At 65.7% G+C, this 8,262-nt stretch carries 5 protein-coding genes, 1 pseudogene and 1 riboswitch; of the genes and pseudogenes, 4 read left to right on the top strand and 2 right to left on the bottom strand.

What is annotated here, in order from left to right:
- Positions 1 to 499: pseudogene (locus IRZ31_RS18205) on the bottom strand (hypothetical protein); the annotation flags it as partial.
- A 300-nt stretch (positions 500 to 799) separates the two neighbouring features.
- Positions 800 to 919, top strand: a riboswitch (TPP riboswitch).
- 129 nt (positions 920 to 1,048) lie between these two features.
- On the opposite strand from IRZ31_RS18205, the gene thiO reads away from it, so the two are divergent.
- The 4 genes from thiO to thiS are packed head-to-tail and all read left to right on the top strand — an operon-like array spanning position 1,049 to position 4,097.
- Positions 1,049 to 2,305: a glycine oxidase ThiO gene (thiO, locus tag IRZ31_RS18200; RefSeq protein WP_297156262.1), complete on the top strand. Its 1,257-nt coding sequence runs from the start codon at positions 1,049 to 1,051 to the stop codon at positions 2,303 to 2,305.
- Positions 2,302 to 3,087, top strand: coding sequence for a thiazole synthase (locus IRZ31_RS18195; RefSeq protein WP_297156260.1), 786 nt, complete (start codon positions 2,302 to 2,304; stop codon positions 3,085 to 3,087). Before thiO ends, IRZ31_RS18195 begins: the two co-directional genes overlap by 4 nt.
- An 18-nt stretch (positions 3,088 to 3,105) precedes the next feature.
- Positions 3,106 to 3,822, top strand: a complete 717-nt coding sequence (gene thiE / locus IRZ31_RS18190; RefSeq protein ID WP_297156258.1) for a thiamine phosphate synthase — start codon at positions 3,106 to 3,108, stop codon at positions 3,820 to 3,822.
- A gap of 41 nt (positions 3,823 to 3,863) precedes the next feature.
- Positions 3,864 to 4,097, top strand: coding sequence for a sulfur carrier protein ThiS (thiS, locus tag IRZ31_RS18185; RefSeq protein ID WP_297156256.1), 234 nt, complete (start codon positions 3,864 to 3,866; stop codon positions 4,095 to 4,097).
- A gap of 157 nt (positions 4,098 to 4,254) precedes the next feature.
- Here the strand turns inward: thiS and IRZ31_RS18180 are convergent, their stop codons facing one another.
- Positions 4,255 to 7,728, bottom strand: a complete 3,474-nt coding sequence (locus IRZ31_RS18180; RefSeq protein WP_297156254.1) for a glycoside hydrolase family 3 C-terminal domain-containing protein — start codon at positions 7,726 to 7,728, stop codon at positions 4,255 to 4,257.
- Between the last annotated feature and the right edge of the window lie 534 nt (positions 7,729 to 8,262).

The following is an 8,262-nucleotide window of genomic DNA, read 5'->3' as shown; positions in this document are numbered from 1 at the left end:
GCAGAAAAGGCGTGGGCCTCTCCCAGCAAAGAGCCATTGCCCTCAGAAACTCCGCCGCATCGTACCAGACCAGCGCCGCGGGCGGCAGCGAGAGCAGCAGCCTCCAACAGAGCAGCAGCGCCGCCTCAACGGCCTCCTGCTCGGCGCGCGGCCAGCGGAGCCACTGGCCGTAGGCCAGCTTGTGAGCGAGCTGGCCCAACTCCAGCGCAAAACCATCATCCTGGCCGCGCAGGATCAGCTCCAGCCAGCGCGGCAGAACATGCTTGAAATCCGCCACCTCGCCCCAGGTCGTCAAGGCCTTCCAGGCGAAGCGCTGCAGATCCGTCCCCGTCAACTGCCTCAACGGCACGCCACCCAGGCGGGCGATCTCCTCCGGCTCCACGCAGTGCGAGCAGGCCCACATCTGCCGGCGAAACGGATAAGCCGCGAAAGTGCGGTAGAGCCGCGCGATGATCTCCTCGCGCTCCGCCTCCAGTCCCTCTGCTGGCTGTCTCATCATCAACTCCTCTGATCTCTCAAAAAGCGGTCTCCTGGCCGCCCGTGCCTTCCTGGTCTTGTGTCCCGCCCCAGGATAGCAGATCCGGCCTGCAAAGACCAGCAAGAGCATGCCCTGCAGCTGTCTATCCGTCCGCCTGCCTGCCGTCTGGCTGGTGAGAGGCAGCAAGCATATGGTATCATCTCTGTAGGTAGGTAGAAAGAAGACGATCGGCCTGTCCTGAGCGACGCGCTGGCGTCCGCCGTACTGAGTGGCTTCAGGCCGGAGGGCGAGCTGGCGGACTCAGGCAGACAGATAAGCAAGGAAGGAAGCGAGGGGAGTCCGGAGAGCCGGGCTGAGAGTGCGACCCAGCAATGTCGCAGACCCTGCAGCAGACACCTGATCTGGATCATACCAGCGGAGGGAACGCTTTCTTCTCCCACCAGCTCCGCTGCTCAACGTGGTCCCACGTCGTCCAGCGGAGAGCGTCGGCAAGAAGCCGTTTCCCGGCCCGCCTGGGGAGGCGGCCTTTTTTTATGGGGCCGCCTGTCAAGGAGAGGAAGGCAAGAGCCTATGCAACGGCGAACCTATGATGTCGTGGTAGTTGGTGCGGGCATCGTTGGCTGCGCCACGGCCTACCATCTGGCGCGGGCCGGACAGCGCGTTATCCTGCTTGACCGCAGCGGCGTCGCTGCCGAAGCCTCCGACGCTGGGGCCGGCATGCTCACACCCCTGGCCGAGGCTGGCGCCAGCGATCTGAGCGACCCCCTCTTGCGCCTCGGCCTGGCCGGCCTGCGCCACTACGAAGCCCTCGAAGCGCAGCTAGAGAGCGAAACGGGCATGTGGGCTGGCCTTGTTCATCTGCCGACCCTCTATCCCGCCTTCGACGATAGGCAGGCTGAGATCCTGCGCCGCGACCTGGCTGCCCTGCAGACCCTGCGTCCCGAGCTAAGCTGGCTGGAGGCCGACGACGTCCGCCAGCGTGAGCCGCTGCTTGTCCCCGGCGTGCGTGGGGCCATTCTCTCGCCCGCCGAAGGCAACGTCGCCATCGGTCACCTCACGCGCCTGCTCGCGCGCGCGGCAGCACTCAACGGGGCCGAGCTGCTGGCGCCCCGGAGCGCCCTTTCTCTGCTCTGGGACGGCGCCCGCGTACGGGGCGTGCTCACCGAAGCCGAACCCATCGAAGCCGCTCATGTTGTCCTCGCTACCGGCGCCTGGAGCAGCGCCTGGCATGAACAGGGCGAGGGAGCGGCCATCGTCTACCCGCTCAAAGGCCAGCTTCTGGCTCTGCGCCCCAGTGGCCAGCCCCTGCGCCACACCATCTACGCTGGTCCCCTGGGCTATCTGGTGCCCAAGGCCGATGGCAGCGTCTTCGTCGGCGCCACCTCCGAACGGCGTGGCTTCGACAAGACACCAACTGCCGGCGGCCTGGCCCAGCTGCTCGCTGTCGTCCGCAACGTCGCCCCGGCTCTTGAAGAGGCCGCCGTTGACCGCACCTGGGCCGGCCTGCGCCCCGTCTCCGGCGACGGCCTGCCCTTCATTGGGCCGGCGCCCAGCAGCCCCGGCCTCTGGCTGGCCGTCGGTCATGGGCGGGTTGGCGCCATCACCGGACCCGTGACGGGCTTCATCATCGCCGAGCTGATCCAGGGGCGGCCCGTTCCCTACGATCTCAACCTGCGTCCCTTCGCTCCCGAGCGCCTCGGCTCCTGGCGCCGCCGACTGACTGCCCTCAGCGCAGTCGATTCCGCGCGCCGTCAGCCAGAACTGTTCGGCCAGGCTGCCGCCCAAGTCGAAGCCGCCGCAGAAGACCAGAGGAGAGAACGATCATGACAGAGGACCTGCTCACCATTGGCTCGCGTACCTTCCGCTCCCGGCTCCTGCTGGGAACGGGCAAGTACCGCAGCTTTGAAGAGATGCAACAGAGCCTGGAGGCCAGCGGCACCGAAGTCGTCACCGTGGCCCTGCGCCGCCTGGACCTCTCGCGCCCCGGGCAACCAACGCTGCTCGACTATCTCGATACCGAGCGCTACACCATCTTGCCGAACACCGCCGGCTGCAAGACCGCCGAGGAGGCCATCCAGATCGCCCATCTGGCGGCGGCGATGGGCCTACCGCGCTGGGTCAAGCTGGAGGTCATTCCCGATCCCGACTATCTGCTGCCCGATCCCGTCGCCACCCTGGAGGCCACGCGCCAGCTCGTCAAGGAGGGCTTCGAGGTCCTGCCTTACATTAACGCCGATCCCGTCCTGGCCCGGCGCCTGCAGGATGCGGGGGCCGTCACCGTCATGCCTCTCGGCTCGCCTATTGGCTCCGGCCAGGGTCTGCTCAACCTGCCGCAGATCCAGATCATCATCGAGCAGGCGCGGGTCCCCGTGATTGTCGACGCTGGCATCGGCGCCCCCTCGGATGCTGCCTTTGCGATGGAGCTGGGGGCTGCGGCCTGCCTGATCAACACCGCCGTCGCCCAGGCCGGCAACCCCGTTCTGATGGCGCGCGCCATGAAACTGGCCATCGAAGCCGGACGGGCCGCCTTCCTGGCCGGGCGCATTCCGCGCCGTCCCCAGGCCGCTGCCAGTAGCCCTCTGACCGGTCTGGTCGGCAGCCCATCCTGAGCTGAACGAGTGGGCGCCATGACGGAGGAGAGAGCACCAGCCACGAGCAACTGGCCGGCGCTGGTTGCGGCGCGCGGGCCGCTGCTCTGTCTGGTTACCGACGAGCAGCATCCAGCCCTCGTAGAGATCGCGCGCCAGGCCCTGGAGGCGGGTATTGATCTCTTACAGCTGCGTGGGCCGAGTCTATCGGCGGCTCGCCTCTACGAGCTGGCCGTCATCCTCGGCCCCCTGGCGCGTCAGCACGGTGCCCGCCTGATCATCAACGATCGCCTCGATGTGGCCCTGGCCGTCGGCGCTGACGGCGTCCAGCTCGGCAGGCGCTCGCTGCCGCTGGCCGCTGCTCGCACCCTGCTGCAGCGCTGTGGGCAGTCGCTGCTGCTCGGGGCCTCGGTCCACTCGCTGGCCGAGGCAGAGGAGGCCGTCGCTGCCGGCGCCGATTACCTGCTGGCCGGCACCATCTTCCCCTCACCCTCCCATCCCGGCCAGGCCGGCGCTGGCGTTGAGCTGCTTGAGCGGCTGCGCGCCCGCTGGCCTCGCCTTCCGCTGCTGGCCATCGGCGGCCTCAGCGCCACCAACGCCGCCCGCGTCATTGAAGCCGGCGCCGACGGCATCGCCGTTATCTCGGCCATCTACGGCGCCGCCTCCGTGGCCCAGGCCGTGGATGCGCTGCGCCAGGCCCTGGCCGCCGGCAGCCAGGCCCGCCGGCAGCCACCCCACGACGGCCAATCGGCATGAAAGCCAGGCAAAGAGCAAGAAAGGAGGAGACGAGTACATCAATGACGGAAGATGCAGCGTCTCACGAGGAGCTGATGACCATCGTCGCTAACGGCCAGCCCTGGAACGTCCCGCGCGAGTGCACCATCGCCGACTTTCTGGGCCGACTGGCCCTGACGCCAGGCCGTGTCGTCGCCATGCTGGACGGTGTCATCGTCCCACGCGAGCGCTTCGCCGAAACACGCCTGCGCGAGGGCTGTCGCCTGGAGCTGGTCACGATGGTCGGTGGCGGCTGAACCGCCGTCACTGCCACAGCAAAGAGACAACGACTGGCGCGGCCCGCTCCTCGGGGGAAAAGGAGCAGCACCGCGCCAGCCTGTCAACGCGGTGCAAGGCCGGAAGCTGCCGCGCCCACAGCCCGGCCTTCCACTCCGCGTGGAGTCGGCTCCTGCTTTACCTGGCGGCGACCGCGAAGAGGTGCAGATTGCTGTTCGTCGGCAAAAGCAGATAGGCCACCTGCTTGCCGGCCTGCAGCGGCAGAGCCGTGTAGTAGACGCTCACCGCATGGGGGCCAAGCGTGTCGCCCGGGGGCCGGTTCCAGTGATCCGCCGTCGCCAGCAACTCATCGCCCGGCGCCGGTTGGTTGGCGTACCAGTCGGCCAGCGTCAGCGTGGCCTGCTGGCTCGTCCCATCGCTATAGACGATCGTCAACGTCCCGCTCTGAGTTCCAAAGGCCGCCGCTCCGAGGAAGGCCAGCGTTGTCCCCTGGGCGGAGAAAGCCACAGCCTGCCCCTGGGCGCTCACATTATCGGGCTGCCCGGGCGGCACATTGGGCCAGGTAAAGGTCACGCCATCGTGGACCACCGTTGCCCCTGGCGTCAGACCGACCGCGGCCAGTGCCTGAGCAGAGTAGCTGTAACCGCCGCCGTCGAAATTCCCCGCTGACGGATTGCTATCATCGCTGATGCCCACATTATTGTAGGCCGCTGCCAGCGAAGGATAGGGAACCGTCAAGCTGGCCGAAGCCTGCACGTGTCCTGGCCCGTCCGCGCTCACAAAGCGCGCGCTCGCCTGCAGCGTATAGCTGCCCGGAGAGGCGCCCGCCGGAGCCGTTACCTGCCAGCGCACCTGCACCGTCTGGCCGGCCCTCACCGTTGCAAACGTGGTTGTTCCCTCTGGACGCGCCTGCCAGCCCTGGGGAACCTGCAGCTCCAGCCGCAGCGCGTGCGCCACCAGGTCCCCGCCATTGGTAAAGCTCGTTGTCACCGTCGCGCTCCCGCCGCCAGCCAGCAGCCCAGGTGCCTGCACGCTCACATAGCGCGGACCGTTCGTCGTGCGCACCGTAAAGCTGCCCTGCAGCCGGATATCGCGCGACGACGATCCCACCTGCACCGCATAGGTACCGTCCTGCACCACCCAGGTATGGGCGTGCACGTCCCAGTATGAGAGATCGCGCGGATTCAGCTCAAAGTGCACATGCTTCGTCTGGCCGGGCTGCAGAAAGACCTTCTGGAAGCCCTTCAACTGGCGCGGCGGTTCCGGCACGTTCGTCGATGGCATACCGAGGTAGAGCTGCACCACCTCAGCCCCGGCCCGCTGGCCCGTATTCGTCACATCCAGATCAACCGCGATCCGACTGTTGTAGTCCGCCTGAGTTGGGGTCACTCGCAGATGGCTGTAGCGGAACGTCGTATAGGAGAGGCCGTAGCCGAAGGGGAAGAGCGGTGTAATCCCGCGCTCATCGTAATAGCGGTAGCCGACAAAGACCCCCTCCGAATAGTCGGCCTGATCATTAATGCCCGGATATTGGGCCGGCGTACTGGCCGGCAGATCGCTGGCCGAGCGCGGGAAGGTCATCGGCAGCTTCCCCGACGGATTGACATCGCCGAAGAGCACCGCCGCAATGGCGTTGCCATCCTCCTGGCCTGGATACCAGGCCTCCAACAAAGCTGGCACCTGATCGACCCAGGGCATCAGCACTGGCCCCCCCGTATTGAGCACCACAATCGTATGGGGATTGGCCTGAGCCACCGCCTCAATCAGCTGATCCTGGGCCCCTGGCAGCTCCAGGCTGCTGCGATCGGAGCCTTCCGACTCGACATCGTTCACAAAGACAATGGCCACATCTGAACTTTTCGCCAGATCCACCGCCTGGTTGAGCAGCGTGTTCTCCTGACCGGGAATGCTCCAGCCCAGAGCCACATTGCTCGCGCCGCCATTCTGATAGTACTCCACGCGAATGGCATAGGGCTGGCCCGCCGTCAACTGGATGGTGGCCGTCTCGGTGGTCGTCGCCTGATCACGCCAGTTATCGATCAGCAACTGATTATTAATGTAGAGCCGGCTGCCATCGTCGCTCGTCAGCGAGAACGTATACGTCCCGCTCACCGGCGGCGTCAGCGTCCCCGTCCAGCGTGCCGACCACTGGGTCGCCGGCACCCCGGGACCCGGCGATTGCCCGTTCCAATCGAAGTTGATCTGGCTGTCAACCCGTGTCAGCACCGGGCTGCCCGAGAGCGTCATATTGTTGAAGTATTCGCCCAGCAAGCCCTGTCCGCTGCCCGAGGGCGGCGTCAGATACTGGGCCTCAATCGGTGGCAGCGTCCCCGTCGTCGTAATCCCCTGCGCGTAGCGCACAGTGACACCACTGCCCGCGCGCTGCGTAATCCCCTGCAGCGGCGTCACCACGTAGGGCGGAATCACATGCGCACTGCCGCCGCCCGTAGCCTGGGGAGAGAGCGAGGCATCGGGGCCAATCACCGCAATCGAGTGGATCTTGCTCAGATCGAGCGGCAGCAACTGGCCGTCGTTCTTGAGCAGAACCGTGCCGGCCTCGGCGGCCTGGCGGGCAAACTGAGCATGTTGGGCGTTGGTCACCGTCGCGCTCGGGCTGCCGGTCGTCGGATAGTCGAAGAGGCCGATCGCGAACATCGTGCGCAGAATGCGATGCACCGCCTCATCGATCGTCGCCATACTGACCTGCCCGCTGAGCACCGCCTGCTTGAGGGCGTTGCCAAAGTAGGTGCTGTCGGGCATCTCCATATCGAGGCCCGCCGTAATGGCCGGCACCGTACTATGGGTCGCCCCCCAGTCCGACATCACGAAGCCCGGAAAGCCGAAGGTTCCCTTGAGCGTTGTCGTGAGCAAGTAGGGGTTCTCGCAGGCGTAGACGTTATTGACCTTGTTATAGGAGCACATGACTGCCCCGACGCCGCCCTGCTTGACAGCGTACTCGAAGGCCGGCAAGTAGATCTCGTGCAGGGTGCGCTCGTCGACGTTGGCGCTCACCGTCGTACGGTGATACTCCTGGTTATTGGCGGCATAGTGCTTGACAGTGGCGATGACATGCTGGCTCTGGATGCCCTGGATATCGGCGCTGGCCAGCATAGCCGTCAGATAGGGGTCCTCGCCCAGCGTCTCGAAGCTGCGGCCCCACTGGGGATTGCGCAAAATATTGACAGTCGGCGCCAGGGCCACATTGGCCCCTTTGCCCCATTCCTCGTTGCCCAGATCCTGGCCGTACTGGCGCATCAAGCTCGTGTCCCAGCTTGCGGCCAGCGCCTCCGGGGCCGGGAAAGCGGTCACGCCCGTCATGCCGTCGGCCACTCCGGCGGGGCCGTCCTCCAGGCCGAGGGCTGGAATGCCCAGGCGCGTGTTGGCCGGAATATAGCCAACGTAGCTACCACCGGACCAACCATGCAGCATGGCGATCTTCTCGTCAAGCGTCATCTGAGCCAGCAAGAGATCGGCGCGCCGGTCGGGTGATAAGCTGCGGTTCATCCAGGGGCGAGCCGAGGCAGAGGCGGCCAGGGCCGGCGCTCCTGTGGTCGAGAGGGTGAGGGAGAGGCTCCACAGAGACAGCAAGAGCAGCGTTAGCAGCAGTCTCAGCGCCATCCTGGCGCCAGGCAACAGTACAAGGCGTCGCATCTAGCACGCTCCTTCGTTGGCGAACTGAGCCAGAGAGAGACACTCAGCATTGCGTGCTCTGGCACCCTTGATCAGGCCCGCCTGGGCAGGCCGGGCCGCGGCAGGCGACAGGCCAGGAGAGGGAGACGGGCCCCTCTGCTCGCATTCCTGTAGCCTGCCGACGTTGTACCGAACCGTGTAGCCTTCGGGCAATCCCCCGTTGCCCTAGCGGCGGCAGAACCCAATCGGAGAGACGAAGTCACAGCGGAGGCAAGCACCTGGGTTCTGCCCTCACTCTTCTCTCTTGCATAAAGCGTGCCGAAAACTGTGCTCTGCCATACGGTTGCGCCTCTCAACGACCATTCTTCGCTTTTGCCGCTGTAGTGTGTTACACAGGAAAGCGCTGTGCTACACTGAAACCAGAGCGTGCCCTGTTTCAATGTTCTACCGAAAAGCTCCGCAAAAAGCGCTCACAGCGATACAATCCTCACTCTATAAGTGTATCTCTCTATACTATAAAGGAATCCGCGGTTGAGGTGCGTGGTCTTGTTGCAT

The sequence above is a fragment of the Thermogemmatispora sp. genome (assembly GCF_019683635.1).
Lineage (GTDB): Bacteria > Chloroflexota > Ktedonobacteria > Ktedonobacterales > Ktedonobacteraceae > Thermogemmatispora.
This window is presented reverse-complemented; position numbering and strand designations above follow the sequence as displayed.